The organism is Streptomyces sp. TRD_SC_5 (assembly GCF_056836825.1).
Genome location: NZ_JBWZZS010000001.1, coordinates 423,486 through 441,775 on the forward strand (window position 1 = coordinate 423,486; position 18,290 = coordinate 441,775).

Here is an 18,290-nt window from a genome sequence, read left to right on the forward strand (position 1 = left end):
GTCCGCCGCCGGAGTGGGCCGACCGCGTCAGCTTGCGGGCCGTACGGGTACGAGGCACACAATAAGCACGCAAGGTAGGAAGAAGTGTACGCATCGCGACCTGCGACCGATCCCTACGTTGGGAAGAACCGCCCGTGAGTGCCGAACCGCCGACTTCCGGCCGCCCCACAGGACCTCCTTCCGGCCCGCTCTCCGGCCCCTCACAACCGGGCCAGGGGGGTCAATCGGGCCCTACGCCCCCGCCCGGAACACCTTCCGGCCCCCCGTCCGGCCCTCCGGGCGGCGGCGGTACGGGCGGTCCCGGTGGCGCGGGCGGACCCGAAGGCCCCGGCCGCCCCTGGTGGCGGTCCGTCCCCCGGGTCGCGGCCATCGCCACCGCCATCGTGGCCGCGGTGGTGGTGACCATCGTCCTCACCCGTCCGGACGACACCCGGCAGGCCGCGGGCGGCGAGCTCTTCCTGGAGACGGCCGGCTCGTCCGGGCCCGATCCGTACACCGAGTCGACCGCGCGGAACACCGACGCGGCGACGGCCTCACCGACCACACCGCCGAGCGTGCGGCCGAACGTGTCACCGACCCGGTCCAACGTCACCTCGGTGGTGGACGGGGCGGGCCGCGGTCTGTACGGCGGGACCCGGAAGGTCGCGAGCTGCAACGTGGAGAAGCAGATCTCCGCACTCACGTCCCAGCAGGACAAGAACGAGGCGTTCGCCTCCGTCCTGGACATCGAGCCCACCGGCGTACCCGCGTATCTGCGGTCGCTGACCCCCGTGCAGCTGCGGATGGACACCCGGGTCACCAACCACGGATACCGGGGCGGTGGTCCGACGCCCTATCAGGCCGTACTGCAGACCGGCACCGCCGTCCTCGTCGACGACCGCGGGGTGCCGCGGGTGCGCTGTGCGTGCGGCAATCCGCTGCGCCCGCCGGTCGCCCTGAAGGGCACGGTCAAGCGGACGGGCAACCCGTGGCCCGATTACCGGCCCGCGAACGTGGTGACGGTGAAGCCCTCGGCCGAACCGGTGGAGGAGTTCGTCATGTTCGACCCGGAGAGCGGCGACTGGTTCACCCGCGACAAGGGCGACACGGGCGTCGACGACGAGCAGACCACGCCGCCCGCCCCGGAAACGAATTCGTCCCCGCCGTCCCCGGACGATTCGTCACCGTCGGCCGAGTCGCCCGCCTCCCGGCCGCCGTCGGCCGAGTCCCCCGTCTCGGACCCGCCGTCGCCAAAGGTGCCGCCGGCCGAGCCGGACCCGGATTCCCCGGACCCGCAGTCTCCCGCGCCGGATTCCCCGCTGACGCCGCTGCCGCCGGCTCCCGACAGTCCGGCCCCCGGGGGCCCGACCGGGTGAATTCGACGACGTACCAGCCTCCGGTCGCACATCCGCCCCGCCCGACTGGTTTGCTCCCGGGCAGGCGGCCGACGGGCCGCCGCACGCGATCGCCCACCGGAGGAACCTCGTAGTGACGACGATGAACACCGCAGGATCGGCCGGCCCGGATCCGGAGAGTTACGAGGACGAGCTTCCGGTCCATCCCCACCGGCGGGGTGACGTCGTCATCAAGTGGCTGACCACCACCGACCACAAGACGATCGGTTCGCTCTACCTGGTCACGTCGTTCGTGTTCTTCTGCGTCGGCGGCGTGATGGCGCTCGTCATGCGGGCCGAACTCGCCCGTCCCGGCATTCAGATCGTGTCGAACGAGCAGTTCAACCAGGCGTTCACGATGCACGGCACGATCATGCTGCTGATGTTCGCGACGCCGCTGTTCGCCGGATTCGCGAACTGGATCATGCCGCTGCAGATCGGCGCGCCCGACGTGGCGTTCCCGCGGCTGAACATGTTCGCGTACTGGCTGTACCTCATCGGCTCGACCATCGCGGTCGGCGGCCTGCTGACCCCGGACGGCACGCCGGACTTCGGCTGGTTCGCCTACGCCCCGCTGAACGACTCGGTCCATTCGCCGGGCGTCGGCGCCGACTTGTGGATCATGGGTCTGGCCTTCTCCGGCTTCGGCACGATCCTCGGTTCGGTCAACTTCATCACCACGATCATCTGCATGCGCGCACCCGGCATGACGATGTTCCGGATGCCGATCTTCACCTGGAACATCCTGCTGACCGGTGTACTGGTCCTGCTCGCCTTCCCGGTGCTCGCGGCGGCGCTCCTCGCGCTGGAGGCGGACCGCAAGTTCGGCGCGCACATCTTCGACGCGGCCAACGGCGGGGCGCTTCTGTGGCAGCACCTCTTCTGGTTCTTCGGCCATCCGGAGGTGTACATCATCGCGCTGCCGTTCTTCGGCATCGTCACCGAGATCATCCCGGTCTTCAGCCGCAAGCCGATCTTCGGTTACATCGGCCTGGTGGGCGCGACCATCGCGATCGCCGGTCTCTCGGCGACGGTGTGGGCGCACCACATGTTCCCGACCGGCGCCGTGCTGTTGCCGTTCTTCTCGTTCATGACGTTCCTGATCGCGGTACCGACCGGGGTGAAGTTCTTCAACTGGATCGGCACCATGTGGAAGGGCTCGCTGAGCTTCGAGACTCCCATGCTCTGGGCGACCGGCTTCCTCGTCACGTTCCTCTTCGGCGGGCTGACCGGCATCATCCTGGCGTCACCCCCGATGGACTTCCACGTGACCGACTCGTACTTCGTCGTCGCGCACTTCCACTACGTCGTGTTCGGCACCGTGGTCTTCGCGATGTTCGCCGGATTCCACTTCTGGTGGCCGAAGTTCACCGGCAAGATGCTGGACGAGCGCCTGGGCAAGATCACCTTCTGGACGCTGTTCGTGGGCTTCCACGGCACGTTCCTGGTGCAGCACTGGCTCGGTGCCGAGGGCATGCCGCGCCGGTACGCGGACTATCTCGCCGCCGACGGTTTCACCGCGCTGAACACGATCTCGTCGGTCAGCTCGTTCCTGCTGGGCCTTTCGCTGCTCCCGTTCTTCTACAACGTATGGAAGACCGCGAAGTACGGTGAGCGGATCAGGGTCGACGACCCCTGGGGCTACGGCCGTTCGCTGGAGTGGGCGACCTCCTGCCCGCCGCCCCGCCACAACTTCGTCACGCTGCCCCGCATCCGCTCCGAATCCCCGGCGTTCGACCTGCACCATCCCCTGATCGCCGCTCTCGACCAGGCGCACAACCGCCCCGACACCTCCGCGACCGTGGCGCCGGGAGACAAGCAGGAGTAAGTACGCCGCCGGGGAAGGAGGAAGGCGTGAGCGTGGAGCCCGAGAAGGAGAGCGACCGCGGTCTGGCCCAACTGGAGGGCTATCTCCTGTGGAGCGCCGAGGTCGCGCAGGCGCGCCGGCACGCCGGCCGGTTCACCGACCAGTTGCCCTGGCTGACCACGGCGCAGCGCGAGGAGGTGGAACGCGTCTACACGGCCGAGCGGCTGGCCGCCTCGCGGACCATGTTGGTGCGCGTCTCGGCCCGCGCCACCGCACTGCGCACCGAGTACACCGAGCGCTACCGGAAGCTCAGGACGCGTTGCGTGGCGGTGTCCGCCGTGTGCGTCGGCGCGGCGAGCGGGGCGTGCGCCGCGCTCACCTTCCTCGTCCGGTAAGAACGAGTCTGCCGGGACCGCTCGTTTCACCCGCTTTGTTCTGGGGACCCGAAGGAAGTCCGCCTGGTTCGGGAGCACGGCAACGACGAGCAAGGTCACGGAGTGCCTCATGAACGTGAGAACAGGGCTGCGGGTGGTCGTCACGGGCGCCACCGGAAATGTCGGTACGAGTGTGGTGCGCGCACTCGCGGACGATCCACAGATCGGCTCCGTCCTGGGCCTCGCGCGCCGGGTGCCCGACCTGGCCTTTCCGAAGACGGAGTGGGCGGCCGTGGACCTGGGCGAGGAGGAGGACGGCGACGGGCTCGCCGGTTACTTCGCCGGCGCCGACGCCGTCGTCCATCTCGCGTGGCGGTTCCAGCCGACCCACGACCCGGTGCTGACCTGGCAGACCAACGTCCTCGGGTCCATCAGGGTCTTCAAGGCGGTCACCGTCGCCGGAGTGCCCGCTCTGGTGCACGCCTCGTCCGTCGGCGCGTACTCGCCCGGCCCGAAGGAGGCTCCCGGGGTGGACGAGTCGTGGTCCACGCACGGCTGGCCGGACGCGGCGTACTGCCGGGAGAAGGCCTACCTCGAACGGGTGCTGGACACCTTCGAGTACGAGCACCCGCATGTGCGCGTCGTACGCATGCGTCCGGCGTTCCTGTTCAAGGAGACGTCGGCGAGCGAGCAGCGGCGCATCTTCGCCGGACGCTTCCTCCCCGGCCCCTTGATACGGCCGGATCTGCTGCCCTGGGTGCCGGATCTGAAAGGGCTCGTTCTCCAGGCGCTGCACACCGACGACGCCGCCCAGGCGTACCGGCAGGCCGTCCTGCGCGAGGTGAGCGGCGCGTTCAATCTGGCCGCCGACCCGGTCGTCGACGCGCGGGTTCTCGGAGAACTGCTGGACGCCCGGGTGGTGCGGGTGCCCACGGGCGTGGTCCGTGCGGCGCTGGCGGCGGCCTGGAGCGCACACCTCGCCCCCGCGTCGCCGCACCTGTTCGACGCGGTGCTGCGGATGCCCGTGCTGGACTCGTCCCGCGCGCGCCGGGAGCTCGACTGGCAGCCGCTGCGTACGTCCACCGAGGCGATCGGGGAGTTCCTGGACGGCGTACGCAAGGGAAGCGGCGAACAGACCGCGCCGCTCGCGGGACACAGGGCGAGCTAGACCGGGCCCGTCCCCTCCGGATACGTCCGGCTACCTCGCGCAACAAAGCACCAAAACGCCCATTTGGGTAAGATATCGGCAGGACGCTCGTACGACGGTTCCCCCCGCGCGTCGAAGGAGCCTCATGTCCAGCCGCCTGCGTACTCGTGAACCCGAATCCGAATCCACCTCTCCCGGCTCCCGTCCGCCGGGGCTGGCCGGCCTCCCCGAGATCCCGGATCCATCGACCCTCTGCACGCTGGACGCACGCACCCTCTCCGACTCCCTGTTCGAGCGCCTGACGTCGCTGAAGGAGGGCACGCCCGAGTACGCGTACGTCCGCAACACCCTGGTCGAAATCAACCTCAGCCTGGTGAAGTACGCCGCCTCACGGTTTCGCAACCGGAACCAGCCCATGGAGGACATCGTCCAGGTGGGCACCATCGGCCTGATCAAGGCCATCGACCGCTTCGACCTCGGGCGCGAGGTGGAGTTCCCCTCCTTCGCGCTGCCGACGATCGAGGGGGAGATCAAGCGCTTCTTCCGTGACAACAGCTGGGACGTCCGCGTACCGCGCCGGCTCCAGGAGCTCCGGATCGACATCGCCCGGGCGTGCGACATCCTGGAGCAGGGGCTGGGCCGGGAGCCCACGGCATCCGAGCTCGCCGCCCACCTGGGCGTGGACGAGAGCGAGGTCCAGGAGGGCCGACGGGCGGCGAACGGCTACAACGCCCGCTCCCTCGACGTGGTGTTCGACGACGCGCCCGCGGGCTTCGCGCAGGGCTGCCTGGGCCAGGAGGTCCGCGCGTACGACACCGTCGAGTGCGTGGTGGCGCTGAAACCGATGATGAACGGCCTGGCCGAGCGGGACCGCATGATCCTCACCATGCGCTTCGTGGAGGAACTGACCCAGCGGGAGATCGGCGAGCGGATGGGCATCTCGCAGATGCAGGTGTCCCGGCTGCTGACACGCATCCTGACGACACTGCGGGACGCGCTCCTCGCGGAGGACGACGGCCTTCCCCCTACGCGCCCCGCCGCCGGGAGCCACGCGGCGCCGCCACCTCCACCCACACCGTCTTGCCGCTTCCCCGAGGCACAGAGCCCCAGCTCCGGGCCAGGCGCCGCAGCACCGTCAGGCCGTGCCCGCCGGGCACAGCCACATCCGACGGCCGGGGCTTCGGATGCACGGAGCTGCCGTCGGTGACCTCGATGCGCAGCCGGTCGGCTGTGCAGTTCAGTACGAATTCCCGCGGCCCGCCAGCATGCAGACAGGCATTGGTGACCACCTCGGACACGAGCAGCAGCACGTCGTCGACGACTGCCTGCTCCTCCTCGTCCGCGGCGGGAATCCACTGCCAGTCGGTCAGGGCCTCCCTGCTGAAGTCGCGGCAGCGGCCCACAACGTCCTCGGCGGCGCACAGGGTCAGCCGGCGGGTCTGGCCCCGCGACTGGAGGACGTCGCTCGGGACCATGACGCACCCCCTCGTCTCGGTGAGGCTTTGCGCACCGGGTGCCCCAAAAGGAGCGCTTTACCCACCGTCCCGGCCGCCATGTCGGCGAGCCTCGCTCTCCACCGGTGCCAGCTCGTAAAGGAGTTGCTGGGACTCCGCCACAAGGCCCCCGAGCGACGTGGCCGTCTCACTGTCCTGCTCGAGCAGTTGCCGCTTCAGCCGCCCGTGGGCGGCCCAGGCCGAGTCGAGCGCGACCGCCCGCTCCTCCCTCGTGCTCCGCCCCCGCGCTTCCAGGGCGCTCCGGTCTGCTTCACACACGTCGCCCGCCGCCCGCAGGAGGTCCGACAGGTGCGCCGTCGCCGCGTCGGGCAGCGGCCTCAGCATGGGCTCGGCGCTGACCGTGCTGGCGAGCGTGCGGGTCAGGGACAGCAGCGGGTCGGTGATCCGTTCCCAGGCGTGGTCCCACTCGGCCGACGGCAGCGCGGGGCCGGTACGGCGCAGCTTGTGGCCCGGGTTCAGGCGGTAACTCTCGCGGGACCACAGCCGTGCGTCGTGCAGGTCGGACAGAATGGCCGCGACCCGCCGCGCACGGTCGTGCCAGCCCTCGGCCTCCTGTCGCCCGTACTCCTCCCGCAGGCCGTCGGCGACGGTGTGCAGGAGGTCCGCGCTCTCGGCGGGCAGCCTGCTCAGGGAGTCCCGGACGCTGCGCAGGTGGACCGGCGGGAGGATCAGGGCGTTCACCGCGATGCCGATGACCGCGCCGACGGCCGACTCGAAGAGCCGGTGCAGGATGTCGAGGCCCGAGTGGGACCCGTAGGCCAGCACGAACAGTGCGGTGGTCGGCGCGTACAGGCCGTGCTCGCCGAAGCGCGCGTAGTTGCCGAGCAGGACGGTGACCGGCAGCACCAGGGCCATGGCGGTCATGGTGTTGCCCGTCAGATTGGCCGCTCCCGCCGCCAGTACGGTGCCGATCGCGATCACGATGAGCTGCTGCACACCGGACCGCAGTGAACGGTAGACAGTGCTCTGTACGAGTACGACCGCCGTCCAGGGGGCCATCAGGGCCATCGGCGCGTTCCACCACCAGCCGGTCAGCGCCCAGGCCGCCGCGGCGGCGCCCGCCGCCTTCAGGGACTGGGTGACCATGTCGCGTTCCGGTCCCGGCCCCGCGGCCGCGCGACGGGCGGAGCGCCCGATCGCCGACGCTTCCCAGGACACCCACCGACTTATACGGCCGAGTGCGGCACCACCGGTGCGCGACCGGTGGTCACTCTCACTGCCTGCCACTACCGCCTCCGGAGCCGGTGCCTGCTGCGCCTGTCTACGACGGGGCACGCGTTCCCGGTCGAGCGCCTTCCAATCGCTCCCGCAGCCGGGCGAGCGGACTGTCGTCGAGCCGCGCGAGCAGGTCGGCGGGGTCCCGGTAAACGGCCGCGGCGCCGGCCTTCTCGAGGTCGCCCTGGGGGATGCCGCCGCACCGGAACGCCACGCCCAGTACACCCGCCCGGGTGGCGGCCTCCATGTCCCACACCGTGTCACCGACGAACACCGCACGGCCGGCGGGTACGCCGGCCAGTTCCAGCGCCCGCTCGACCGGCTCCGGCGCCGGCTTGCCCTCGCCGACGTCTTCGGCGCTCGCTGTGCCGCCGATGGCGTCGTCGGCGTCGATGGCCCGGCGCAGGGCGTCGAGTTCCCCGCCGCTCGCCGACGTGGCGAGGATGACGGTCCAGCCCTGGTCCGCGAGCGCGCGCAGCAGCCGGCCGGCCTGCGGCAGGGCGGGCAGCCGGTCCGCGTACGTCGCGTACAGGGTCTTGTGGGCGGCGCTGATGCTGTCGTCCTGGCCGGTGTCGCGTTCGTCTCCCAGCAGATGGGCGACGAGGTCGTGGCCCGGCAGGCCGACGGCCCGGTGGATGTCGTGCATCACGACGTCGTGCCCGGCCTGGCGGAAGGCCTCCCACCAGGACGTCACATGCAGATGGTTGGTGTCGACGAGCGTTCCGTCGACATCGAAGACGACCGCTCGGTCCATGTCGCCGTTCCTTCCTCACGAACAGAACAAACCGACGGGCCGCGCGGCCGGGGCTGCGCGGCCCGTCTTCAGCACTTGCCCAAGTACCCGGGCTACTTGTTGGGCGACCTCTTCACCCGCTCGCCGGTCCTCTCGACCGTTTCGCGGGCCCTGCCGCTCAGCTGCTCGCCGCGGCCTTCCGCCTGCGTCGACCGGTCGTCGGTTGTCTTGCCGACGGCTTCCTTCATCTTGCCCTTGACCTGCTTCGCCTTCGCTTTTGCCTTGCTCACGAGGGTGTTCCTTCCACAGAGATCGGAGATGAGTGGACCTGGCTCGTCCACCTTGCGCCGGTCACTCCGTGCCTGCAATCCGGGAACGTTGCGTCACCGCTCATTCAGCCGGACGGCTCGTCCGGCACCGGTTCCCGTTCCTGGCCGGCGCCGGGTGTCTGCTTGCGCTCCTGCCGGGTACGGGAGCCGTCGGGGCCGTCGGAGCCGTTCTCGTCCAGCGGGTCCTCGCCGTCCTGTGCCTGCTGATCGGGCAAGTCCCTCGGCACGGGCGTGCCGTTCTCCTCGCTGTCCTGCGTCCGCGGATCGCTCATGGCCTCGGGTCCTCCCTATTCACGGCAGAGGCAGAACGGGTGGCCCGCCGGATCGGCGTACACGCGAAAGCCCCGCTGCCCGTCGTTGTCGTCCAGGTCGAGCGGGGTGGCGCCGAGTGCGAGCACCTGCGCCTGCGCCGTCTCGATGTCCGGTACGTCGAAGTCCAGATGCATCTGCTGCGAGTTCTCGTCGGCCCGCGGCCAGTCCGGCGGCCGGAAGCCCGGCGCGCGCTGGAAGGCGATGCGGGGCCCGCCGGGTACGTACAGGTCGTACCAGTCCTCGCTGTCCTTCTTCACGTCGCCGCCCAGCACCGCGGCGTAGAAACCGGCGAGTGCCTGCGGATCCGGACAGTCCACGGCCACGAGACAGTACTTCGCGATGGCCATACCGACCTCCTTGCTCAAGCTTGCGTCCCACCCCTGTACCCCTTCGAGCCCGGCTGAACCGAGCCGCGCGTGGAGCGACCTTTTGATAGGAAGGGGTACGAAGCGACACCTTCGGACTTCGGACTGAAAGGCGCGACGGAGTGGAGCCAACCAGCCAGCAGGAGAACGCGCACAGCTCGGTCCTCACCCTGCACGTCAACGGCACCCCGCACACGCTGTCGCTCGACCACCGCACCACCCTCCTGGACGCGCTGCGCGAGCACCTGGACCTCACGGGCGCGAAGAAGGGCTGCGACCACGGCCAGTGCGGCGCGTGCACCGTGATCGTCGACGGCCGGCGCGCCAACAGCTGCCTGCTGCTCGCCGCGGCCCACAACGGCGCGCACGTCACCACCGTCGAAGGCCTCGCCGACGGCGAGCGGCTGCATCCTCTCCAGGAGGCGTTCGTCGCGCGGGACGCCCTCCAGTGCGGTTACTGCACGCCGGGCCAGATCTGTTCGGCCGTCGGGATGCTGGCCGAGGCCGCCGAGGGACACCCCTCGTACGTCACGTCCCACCGGCACTCCCCGGGCGCTCCCGCCCCCCTCACCCCGGACGAGATCCGGGAGCGGATGAGCGGCAACATCTGCCGGTGCGCCGCCTATCCGAACATCGTGGATGCGATCGAGGAGGTGGCGCCGTGAAGCCGTTCGCGTACTTCCGCGCCGAGAGCGCCGAGGAGGCGGTCGGCGCCTTCGCCAACCATCCGGGCGCCCAGTACCTCGGCGGCGGCACCAACCTCGTCGACCTGATGAAACTCGGGGTCGCGGCCCCGGACCTCCTCATCGACGTCAGCCGCCTGCCGCTGGAGGAGATCGACGAGCTTCCCGACGGCGGGCTGCACATCGGCGCGGCCGTGCGCAACAGCGATCTGGCCGCCCACCCGGCCGTGCGTTCGCGCTACGCCGTCCTGTCGCAGGCCCTGCTCTCCGGCGCCTCGGGACAGCTGCGCAACACCGCGACGACCGGCGGGAACCTCCTCCAGCGCACCCGCTGCACGTACTTCCAGGACATCTCCAAGCCCTGCAACAAGCGCGCCCCCGGCACCGGATGCCCCGCCCGCGACGGCGTCCACCGCGATCTCGCGGTGCTCGGCCACTCCGCCCACTGCGTCGCCACCCACCCCTCGGACATGGCCGTCGCACTGTCCGCCCTCGACGCCGCCGTCCACCTGCGCGGCCCGCAGGGCGCACGCACCGTCGCGGTCACGGACTTCCACCGGCTGCCGGGCGAGAGCCCCGATCAGGACACCGTCATCCGTACGGGCGAACTGATCACCGGCGTTACTCTCCCACCCGTTCTGCCCGGTACCCGGTGCGGCTACCGCAAGGCCCGCGACCGCGCCTCGTACGCCTTCGCGCTCGCCTCCGTCGCCGCCGTCCTGCGCGTCGAGGGCGGTGTCGTACGGGACGCCGCCCTCGCCTTCGGCGGGCTCGCGCACCGGCCCTGGCGTGCTCGCGCCGCCGAAGAGGTGCTGCGCGGAGCGCCCGCGACCGAGGAGACGTACGCCCGGGCCGCCGACGCCGAACTCGCCGCGGCCGAGCCGCTGCGCGACAACGGCTTCAAAGTGCCGCTCGCCCGGAACCTCGCCGTCAGCGTGCTGGCCGAGCTCGCTTCCCGTACCTGAGGACGTGACAACCGCATGACGCACGCACCGACCCCACTGGGCACGCCCGCCGTCCGCGCGGAGGCTCGCGACAAGGTCACCGGCGCCGCACGCTATGCCGCCGAGCACACCCCGCCCGGCTGCGCGTACGCCGTGCCGGTGCCCGCCACCGTCGCGCGCGGCCGGGTCACCGCCGTACACGCCGACGAGGTGCTGGAGCTGCCAGGGGTGCACGCCGTCCTCAGCCACGAGAACGCGCCCCGCCTCAAGGAGCCGGACGACCCGATCCTCGCGGTGCTGCAGAACGCCCGGGTCCCCCACCGCGGCTGGTACGTCGCCCTGGTGGTCGCCGACACTCTGGAGAACGCGAGTGCGGGGGCCGAGGCGCTGCGGGTCGAGTACGCGTCCGAGGAGCACGACGTACGGCTGACCGCGAGCCACCCGGGTCTCTACACACCGGAGGAGGCGAACAGTGAGGTCCCCGCCGTCCGGGAACGCGGCGACTTCGACTCGGCCTATCCCGCCGCTGCCGTCCGGATCGACGCCACGTACACCATGAGCGCGCAGCACAACCACCCCATGGAGCCGCACGCTTCGACCGCGTGGTGGGACGACGGACGTCTCACGGTGCACGACTCCAGTCAGGGCTCCACGAAGGTGCGGGACTCCCTGGCCCAGGTCTTCGGGCTGGAGCAGCGGCAGATCACTGTCATTTCCGAACACGTCGGCGGCGGGTTCGGCTCGAAGGGCACCCCCCGGCCCCAGGTGGTGCTGGCCGCCATGGCGGCGCGGCACACCGGGCGCCCGGTCAAGCTGGCACTCCCCCGCCGCCAGCTCGCGGCGGTCGTCGGGCACCGCGCGCCGACCGTGCAGCGGGTGCGGCTGGGCGCGGGCGCCGACGGAGTCATCACCGCGCTCGCGCACGAGGTGGTCACGCAGACGTCGACGGTCAAGGAGTTCGTGGAGCAGGCGGCTGTTCCGTCCCGCGTCATGTACACCTCGCCCCACAGCCGCACCAGCCACCGGGTCGCGGCGCTGGACGTGCCGTCACCGTCGTGGATGCGCGCTCCGGGCGAGGCGTCCGGGATGTACGCCCTGGAGTCGGCGATGGACGAACTCGCCGTCGCCGCCGGTCTTGACCCGGTGGAACTGCGGCTGCGCAACGAACCGGACGCCGAACCCGACAGCGGCAACCCGTTCAGCAGCCGGCACCTGGCCGAGTGCCTGCGGGAGGGAGCACGGCGCTTCGGCTGGGAGGGGCGCGACGCGCGGCCCGGCATCCGCCGCGAGGGGGATCTGCTGCTCGGCACCGGGGTCGCGGCGGCCACCTATCCCGTGCTCGTCAGCCCGTCCGCCGCCACCGCGCACGCCGTGCCCGACGGCACGTACGTGATCCGGGTCAACGCCACCGACATCGGCACCGGGGCCCGGACGGTGCTCGCGCAGATCGCCGCGGATGTGCTGGACGCGCCCCTGGAATCGGTGCGCGTGGAGATCGGCAGCAGCGATCTGCCGGTGGCGCCGCTCGCGGGCGGCTCGTCGGGGACGGCGTCGTGGGGCTGGTCCGTACACAAGGCGTGCACGCTCCTCGTCGAGCGGCTGGGTGACCGGTCCGGCGGCCTGCCGGCCGAGGGGGTCACCGCCGCGGCGGACACCGAGCGTGAAGCGGCGGAGGAGTCTTCGTACGCGCGGCACGCCTTCGGCGCCCACTTCGCCGAGGTGCGGGTCGACACCGTGACGGGAGAGGTCCGCGTACGCCGCCTGCTCGGTGTGTACGCCGCCGGGCGCATCCTCAACCCCCGTACCGCACGGTCGCAGTTCATCGGCGGCATGACCATGGGCATCGGCATGGCGCTGACGGAGGCAAGCACCATGGACCCTGCCTTCGGGGACTTCGCGGAACACGATCTGGCCTCGTACCACGTGCCCGCCTGCGCGGACGTGCCCACGATCGAGGCGCACTGGGTCGACGAGGACGATCCGCACCTCAATCCGATGGGCAGCAAGGGCATCGGCGAGATCGGAATCGTCGGCACGGCGGCGGCCATCGCCAACGCGGTCCACCACGCGACGGGGGCGCGCCTGCGGGAGCTTCCCCTGACACCGGACAAGGTGCTGCCGCACCTGCACCCGACGGGGTGAGTGGTCCACTGCTTGCCCTCGCCGGGGAATGACCGGCATGCGGCGGGGCACAAGGCTGTCAGCGGCACAGCCACCCGGTCTGCGCGTGGTGCGCCGTCGAGTGGCAGGAGAAGCACATGCTGGCAATCGCGGCGGCGGTGGTGTTCGTCATCGCCTTCATCATCCACGCGACCGAGACGTCGACGGAAGCGATCTTCGGACCGACGAGCCTCATGCTCGTCGGGCTCGCCCTCCTCGCCCTGCATGTGGCGGGTGTGGGCGCCGGGTGGTCGGCCCGGGGTCGCCGGCGCTGACAGGAGCCGCCCGGGGCGGGGGCCCCGCCCCGGGCGGTCCGCGCTGCGTCAGGCGGCGCGGGCTGCGCGTGCGCGGTGATCGCGGATGAGGCCGGCGTAGTGGTGACCGCTCCCCTTGATCGTGCGGCGCTGGGTCTTGTAGTCGACATGGACCAGGCCGAAGCGCTTGTCGTAGCCGTACGCCCACTCGAAGTTGTCCAGCAGGGACCAGGCGTAGTAACCGGCGAGCGGCGCGCCCCGGCGCACCGCGCGGGCGCACCCTCGGCACTCCCAGCGGGAGAGCGCTCTCCGAAGAGCATCGCCAAAGGGGACGGAGACTGTCAACGGATCACCGGTCCGTTTGCCGCATCCGCTCCGGGGCATTCGCCGGAAGGACGGATTCCTTCAGATTCGATGGGTTTTCTCATGGGCACACCTCCGAACGATCCCGCCCCGCCCAATCCGACCCCCGCGCCGGGTCCAGGACCGCAACCAGGGCCCGCGCCAGGTCCGGTGCCGGCGCCCGGGCCCGACCCGGTGCCCCCGGCTCCGCCCCAGCCCGAACCGGACCCTCCCGCGCCGGTCCCGCCGCCCGAGCCCGAGCCCCGGCCGGGCCCGCTGCCGGGGCCGTTCCCTCCCCCGGAGCCCGTCACCTGAGAACCCCGTCACCTGAGAACGTGGCCGCCCGCGGGCCCGCTCCCCCGAGTCCGGACAAGCCAGAGCCCCCGGTGGCGTCCGGGGGCTCGGCTCAGCAACTCCGCTTCGGGGGCGCTTACTGAGTTAACAGGCCCCACCCTGCCCGCGCCGGGCGAGGCGTGGCGGCAGCGACCCTCCGGCGGGACGGAGAGCCACCCGTTGGGGTGACCGCGCGGCCGACCGCCCGTCCGTTACGTATTGGGCTGGGCGGCGCTCACGTCGCCGAGCGCGGAATCCGGGTCGCGCTCGATCGCCAGGTCGGCCATCGCCACGATGCCCACCGCGGTGGTGCCTTCGACCACGGGCAGCCGACGCAGCGCGTGTTCACGCATCAGCTCAATGGCGCGGTCGACTTCGTCGTCGGGCGTGACGGTGACGAGGTCGGGGCTGCAAGCGTCCCTGACGGTCGTCTCGCCCGGGTCCTTGCCTTCCGCGAGTACGCGCACCACCAGATCGCGGTCCGTGACCAGTCCGCGCAGCTCGTCGCCCTCGGCGACCAGAACCGCGCCGATGTTCTCCTCGCGCATCCGGTGCGCGACCTCGCTCACTGCCGTGAGCACGCCCACTGTGACGGGGGCGCTCGTCATGATTTCGCGAACTTGCTGACCCATCGGGTCCTCCATCGGACGGGCGGCGGAAGCCGCAGCCCCCTTTGACCGGCCGGGTACCCGCACTGAGCCCGCTCAAGCACCGTGCGCACGCCGAGCCTCGCCGTTTCTTCCGCAGGCTTCCAAGCAGCATCTGTACGACCTGGCCAAGCGGCTCGGGATCGACGGGCGCTCCAGGATGAGCAAGCCCGATCTGCTGGAGGCCGTCCGCAAGGCGAACCGTTCGAAGACCCGTGAGGCCAGGACGTAACGGTGCTCATCCGGCCGAGGCTCAGGGCCGGCGCCAGGCGTCGTCGTCCAGGTGGGAGCCCGCCATGGGGCCCATGCGCAGCATGCCGCCGTCCACCGGCCACGAGGCTCCCGTGACGTACGAGGCGTCCGGGCCCGCCAGGAAGGCGATGACGGAGGCGACTTCGCGCGCGTCGCCGGGACGCCGCAGGGGAATGCCACGGCGTACCTCTGTCCGTGCGTCCGTGTCTTCCTGGCCGGTCATCGGGGTGGCGATCTCGCCCGGAGCGACCGCGTTGACCGTGATGCCGTACTCGGCGAGTTCGAGTGCCATCACCTGCGTCAGCAGGCCGAGACCGCCCTTGGCCGCGCAGTAGGGCGCGGCGCCGACACGTGGCGCGGTCTCGTGGACGGAGGTGACGTTGACGATCCGGCCTCCGCCGCCCTGCTGGATCATGCGGCGCGCCGCCCGCTGACCGCAGAGGAAGGGGCCGATCAGGTCGACGTCGACGACCTCCCGGACCTTCGCGAGATCGAGTTCGAGGAACGGTGTGGCGGTGCCGGTGCCGGCGTTGTTGATCAGAACGTCGATGCGGCCCAGCTCCTGGGCCAGCCGGTCGACCACTTCGGCCGCGTCGGGCAACCGTGTGAGGTCCATGGCCGCGACGGACGCGCGACGGCCGTACCCGCGTACCTCTTCCGCCGTCTCTTCGGCGCCCTTGCGGTCGGTGTGAAAGGTGATGCCGACGTCCATGCCCTGCGCGGCGAGGCGGACGGCCGTGGCGCGCCCGATGCCCGAGTCCGCGCCGGTGATGACGGCGACTGGCGTGTGTGCGTTCTCACGGCTGGACATGGACGGGTCCTTGTCTTGGGTAGGTGGTGGGATCAGGGCCAGGACGGCTCCTTGCGCGGTACGACGACCAGCTCGGACACGGCGCTGCCGGCCGGGACGGACAGGGCGTACAGCACGGTGTCGGCGACGATGTCCGGGCTCTGCAGCATGGAGACGTCGGCGTCGGGGAAGCGCTCCATGATGAACGGTGTTTCCATACCGCCCGCGATGATGCCTGTGACTCCGATACCCGGGCAGTCCCGCTGCGCCTCCTGGAAGAGGGTGTGGGTGAACGCGCGCAGGCCCGACTTGCCCGCCGCGTAGGGGCCGGCCTCGGTCCAGGTGCGGTTCGAGGCGGTGGAGAGGATGTTGACGATGTGACCGCCGCCGCGGGCGACCATGCGGCGGTAGGTCTCCAGGCACAGGTACATCGGCCCCAGCAGGTTCGTCGTGACGACCCGCGTGACCTCGTCGGCCGTCAGGTGCTCGATGGGCTTGGAGACGTCCACGGCCGCGTTGTTGACCAGGATGTCCACCGCCTGCCCTTCGGCCTCCAGGTCCTTGAAGACCTCCGCGACGGCCGTGGCGTCGCGGACGTCCATCTCCACGAAGCGCGCGTCGCCGCGCCCCACGGCGCCGAGTTCGTTGCACAGGTCCCGCGCCAAGTCCTTGCGCAGGTCCGCCACCAGTACGGATGCCCCGGCCCCGGACAGCCTCCGGGCGATCGAGGCCCCCAGCCCCCGCGCGCCGCCGGTCACCAGTGCCTGCTTGCCGTGAAGGTCGACCCGCACTCCGCTTTCCATACCGCTGCCTTCCGTTGCCTCCGCCGTGCCGGATGGGGGCGGTGTGCGCTCGGCAACCGCTCCGTATCTCACTGTGAGCCCCACGGACGTGTCCGGCACGCCGGACTACGCCGCTGCGCAGCGGCCCGCCGGCTGTGGCCACGGTCACGCGCCGGTCCTGCGGCCGGGGTCGTCCGGCACCTGTGAGCAAGCGCACCAGCAGTACCGGATCCCTTACGGCCCAAGGGACAGGGGCCCTCGGCGACCGCTCAGCGGTGCGCTCTTGCCCGCACCTTCCGAGCCCTTCTGCCACGATGGTCCAGGCCGCGCCCCGGAAGCACTCTCCGCCCCTGAACAGGCGTCATGAGTCCGCCCGACGAGCGGCACAGTCCAGCACCAGCCATATCCGGTGGAGCGGCCGCGCAGAGCAGCCGGTGTCCGAGCTTCCGCCGTTCCGCCACTTGAGCCCCGGCTCGTCTTCCGAGTAACTCACTGTGTCTTCTTTGCCTGCGGGCCCCGCGCCCACCCCTGCCCTTGCCCCTGCGTCGGCCCATGTCCCCGACGCCGTCGCTCCCACCCGGCGGACGCGCTTCGGCCGTCCCGTCAAGAGCGGGGCGGACGACCACTCGCCGTGGCGTTCCCTGAAGTACCGCAGCATGCGCTGGTGGTCGGTGGCGAACTTCGTCTCCAACGCCGGTACCTGGATGCAGCTCACGGTCCAGAACCTGCTGGTGCTCCAGATCACCGGCTCCGCCGCCGCGACCGGACTGTCCATGTCCGTCCAGGCCGCTCCCGGTCTGCTCATGAGCATCGCGGGCGGCGCCGCCGTCGACCGGTGGCCCCGCAAGCTGACCGCCGCCGTCAGCCAAGGGCTGCTGGGCGGCGTCGCGTTCCTGACGGCCGTCCTGGTCGCTACGGATCAGCTGAACCTCGGGGTCCTGATGGCGCTGGCAGCCGTCACGGGTCTGATCGCCACCGTCGACGGACCGGCCTGTGCGCTGCTGGGCAACGATCTCGTCCGTACGGAGGACGTCCCCTCCGCCATCGGGGTGGGCTCACTGATCCACAACGCGGGCCGCCTCGTCGGTGCCGCCATGGCCGGTATCACGGTCGGCTTCCTCGGCACCGCCGCCGCGTACGCGGCCAACGGCCTGTCCTTCCTCTTCGTCGCCTCGGTCATTCCCTTCCTGCGTCCGGTGCACAACGCCGTCAAGGGCGCCATGGCCTCCCCGAAGGCACCGGCTGCGGCCAAGAGCGACGCGGGTGACACCGCTGACGACATGTCCGTGCGGCAGGGCGTCGTCTACTTCATGCGCCGCCCCCGGCTGGTCGCGCTCGCGGGCATCACAGGGATCAGCGCGGTCTTCGGGCGCAATTACGGACTCACCCTGGCCGTCCTCGTGACCGGCCCGCTCGCCGGTGGCGCCGGGGCGTTCGGCACCGTCTCCACGGTCCTCGCCGTCGGCGGCATCGTCGGTGCGGTGCTCGGCGCCCGGCTGCGCAAGCCGTCCGTACGTCTCGTGGGTACGCTCGCGGCGGCCGGCGCCCTCCTCCAGGCGGTGGCGGGATTCTCGCCTTCGCTCGCCGTGCTGCTGGTGCTCGTCCTGCCCATGGCGGTGGTCGAGTCGATTTCCGACACCGCCGGGACGACCGTTCTGCAGACCGACCCGCCCGCCCACATGCGGGGGCGCGTGCTCGGTGTCTGGGGCACCATCAAGACGTCGTGGGGTCTCGCGGGACCGCCGGCGCTCGGCCTCCTGATGGAGCTGGCCGGGGCGCGCGGCGCCCTGGTGTCCGGTGGCCTGATCATCGCCGGCGCGATCGGGGCCGCCTATGTGCTGCGCCGCCGGACGGCGGCGACCGTGGTCCTGCGGACGGAGCAGCCGGTGGTGACCGGCCGGCCGGCCCTGAGCACGGCCGCCTGATTCCCGGCG

Annotated in this window: 18 protein-coding genes and 3 pseudogenes; 11 read left to right on the forward strand and 10 right to left on the reverse strand. The window is 71.2% G+C overall.

Annotated elements, in window-relative coordinates; translation table 11 throughout:
- The first annotated feature begins 134 nt into the window (after positions 1 to 134).
- From AC1P0E_RS01980 to AC1P0E_RS02000, 5 genes and pseudogenes are all read left to right on the forward strand, one after another.
- Positions 135 to 1,355: a DUF6777 domain-containing protein gene (locus tag AC1P0E_RS01980; RefSeq protein WP_482740407.1), complete on the forward strand. Its 1,221-nt coding sequence runs from the start codon at positions 135 to 137 to the stop codon at positions 1,353 to 1,355.
- A gap of 121 nt (positions 1,356 to 1,476) precedes the next feature.
- Positions 1,477 to 3,201 carry an aa3-type cytochrome oxidase subunit I gene (gene ctaD / locus AC1P0E_RS01985; RefSeq protein ID WP_482745619.1) on the forward strand — a complete coding sequence of 575 codons (1,725 nt, stop codon included), beginning with the start codon at positions 1,477 to 1,479 and terminating at the stop codon, positions 3,199 to 3,201.
- Positions 3,202 to 3,233: 32 nt separating this feature from the next.
- On the forward strand, positions 3,234 to 3,575 hold the full coding sequence (locus tag AC1P0E_RS01990) for a hypothetical protein (RefSeq protein WP_482745620.1): 342 nt from the start codon (positions 3,234 to 3,236) through the stop codon (positions 3,573 to 3,575).
- A 109-nt stretch (positions 3,576 to 3,684) separates the two neighbouring features.
- Entirely contained in the window at positions 3,685 to 4,722 is a 1,038-nt protein-coding gene (locus tag AC1P0E_RS01995) for an NAD-dependent epimerase/dehydratase family protein (protein WP_482740408.1), read from the forward strand.
- Between the two features lie 124 nt (positions 4,723 to 4,846).
- A pseudogene (locus AC1P0E_RS02000) lies at positions 4,847 to 5,713 on the forward strand (SigB/SigF/SigG family RNA polymerase sigma factor); the annotation flags it as partial.
- A gap of 13 nt (positions 5,714 to 5,726) precedes the next feature.
- On the opposite strand, the gene AC1P0E_RS02005 reads toward AC1P0E_RS02000, so the two are convergent.
- The 6 genes from AC1P0E_RS02005 to AC1P0E_RS02030 all read right to left on the reverse strand — a co-directional run bounded on the left by AC1P0E_RS02005 (position 5,727) and on the right by AC1P0E_RS02030 (position 9,151).
- Positions 5,727 to 6,176, reverse strand: coding sequence for an ATP-binding protein (locus tag AC1P0E_RS02005; RefSeq protein WP_482740409.1), 450 nt, complete (start codon positions 6,174 to 6,176; stop codon positions 5,727 to 5,729).
- A gap of 57 nt (positions 6,177 to 6,233) precedes the next feature.
- Positions 6,234 to 7,373 (reverse strand): FUSC family protein, encoded by a 1,140-nt coding sequence (locus AC1P0E_RS02010; RefSeq protein WP_482740410.1) that lies wholly within the window; start codon positions 7,371 to 7,373, stop codon positions 6,234 to 6,236.
- 103 nt (positions 7,374 to 7,476) lie between these two features.
- Positions 7,477 to 8,184, reverse strand: a complete 708-nt coding sequence (locus tag AC1P0E_RS02015; RefSeq protein ID WP_482740411.1) for an HAD family hydrolase — start codon at positions 8,182 to 8,184, stop codon at positions 7,477 to 7,479.
- Between the two features lie 92 nt (positions 8,185 to 8,276).
- On the reverse strand, positions 8,277 to 8,453 hold the full coding sequence (locus tag AC1P0E_RS02020; RefSeq protein WP_482740412.1) for a CsbD family protein: 177 nt from the start codon (positions 8,451 to 8,453) through the stop codon (positions 8,277 to 8,279).
- A 104-nt stretch (positions 8,454 to 8,557) separates the two neighbouring features.
- Positions 8,558 to 8,764: a hypothetical protein gene (locus AC1P0E_RS02025; protein ID WP_482740413.1), complete on the reverse strand. Its 207-nt coding sequence runs from the start codon at positions 8,762 to 8,764 to the stop codon at positions 8,558 to 8,560.
- A 15-nt stretch (positions 8,765 to 8,779) separates the two neighbouring features.
- Positions 8,780 to 9,151 (reverse strand): VOC family protein, encoded by a 372-nt coding sequence (locus AC1P0E_RS02030; protein ID WP_482740414.1) that lies wholly within the window; start codon positions 9,149 to 9,151, stop codon positions 8,780 to 8,782.
- 140 nt (positions 9,152 to 9,291) lie between these two features.
- On the opposite strand from AC1P0E_RS02030, the gene AC1P0E_RS02035 reads away from it, so the two are divergent.
- The 4 genes from AC1P0E_RS02035 (at position 9,292) to AC1P0E_RS02050 (ending at position 13,231) form a co-directional block, all read left to right on the forward strand.
- The gene (locus tag AC1P0E_RS02035) at positions 9,292 to 9,834 is read left to right on the forward strand and encodes a 2Fe-2S iron-sulfur cluster-binding protein (RefSeq protein WP_482740415.1); all 543 of its coding nucleotides are present in this window, start codon (positions 9,292 to 9,294) and stop codon (positions 9,832 to 9,834) included.
- Positions 9,831 to 10,817, forward strand: coding sequence for an FAD binding domain-containing protein (locus AC1P0E_RS02040; RefSeq protein WP_482740416.1), 987 nt, complete (start codon positions 9,831 to 9,833; stop codon positions 10,815 to 10,817). The genes AC1P0E_RS02035 and AC1P0E_RS02040 overlap by 4 nt, the downstream gene beginning before the upstream one ends.
- Before the next feature lie 15 nt (positions 10,818 to 10,832).
- Positions 10,833 to 12,938, forward strand: a complete 2,106-nt coding sequence (locus AC1P0E_RS02045) for a xanthine dehydrogenase family protein molybdopterin-binding subunit (RefSeq protein WP_482740417.1) — start codon at positions 10,833 to 10,835, stop codon at positions 12,936 to 12,938.
- Between the two features lie 116 nt (positions 12,939 to 13,054).
- The gene (locus AC1P0E_RS02050) at positions 13,055 to 13,231 is read left to right on the forward strand and encodes a hypothetical protein (RefSeq protein ID WP_482740418.1); all 177 of its coding nucleotides are present in this window, start codon (positions 13,055 to 13,057) and stop codon (positions 13,229 to 13,231) included.
- 48 nt (positions 13,232 to 13,279) lie between these two features.
- On the opposite strand, the pseudogene AC1P0E_RS02055 reads toward AC1P0E_RS02050, so the two are convergent.
- Positions 13,280 to 13,489: pseudogene (locus tag AC1P0E_RS02055) on the reverse strand (family 1 glycosylhydrolase); the annotation flags it as partial.
- 608 nt (positions 13,490 to 14,097) lie between these two features.
- Positions 14,098 to 14,517, reverse strand: coding sequence for a CBS domain-containing protein (locus AC1P0E_RS02060; RefSeq protein ID WP_482740419.1), 420 nt, complete (start codon positions 14,515 to 14,517; stop codon positions 14,098 to 14,100).
- 112 nt (positions 14,518 to 14,629) lie between these two features.
- On the opposite strand from AC1P0E_RS02060, the pseudogene AC1P0E_RS02065 reads away from it, so the two are divergent.
- Positions 14,630 to 14,764, forward strand: a pseudogene (locus AC1P0E_RS02065) (Rho termination factor N-terminal domain-containing protein); the annotation flags it as partial.
- Positions 14,765 to 14,785: 21 nt separating this feature from the next.
- Here AC1P0E_RS02065 and AC1P0E_RS02070 read toward each other — a convergent pair.
- Both AC1P0E_RS02070 and AC1P0E_RS02075 read right to left on the reverse strand, forming a co-directional pair.
- Positions 14,786 to 15,595, reverse strand: coding sequence for an SDR family oxidoreductase (locus AC1P0E_RS02070; RefSeq protein ID WP_482740420.1), 810 nt, complete (start codon positions 15,593 to 15,595; stop codon positions 14,786 to 14,788).
- A 32-nt stretch (positions 15,596 to 15,627) separates the two neighbouring features.
- The gene (locus AC1P0E_RS02075) at positions 15,628 to 16,377 is read right to left on the reverse strand and encodes an SDR family oxidoreductase (RefSeq protein ID WP_482740421.1); all 750 of its coding nucleotides are present in this window, start codon (positions 16,375 to 16,377) and stop codon (positions 15,628 to 15,630) included.
- A 635-nt stretch (positions 16,378 to 17,012) separates the two neighbouring features.
- On the opposite strand from AC1P0E_RS02075, the gene AC1P0E_RS02080 reads away from it, so the two are divergent.
- Complete coding sequence (locus AC1P0E_RS02080) at positions 17,013 to 18,281, forward strand: MFS transporter (RefSeq protein ID WP_482745621.1); 1,269 nt, start codon at positions 17,013 to 17,015, stop codon at positions 18,279 to 18,281.
- Positions 18,282 to 18,290 lie beyond the last annotated feature (9 nt).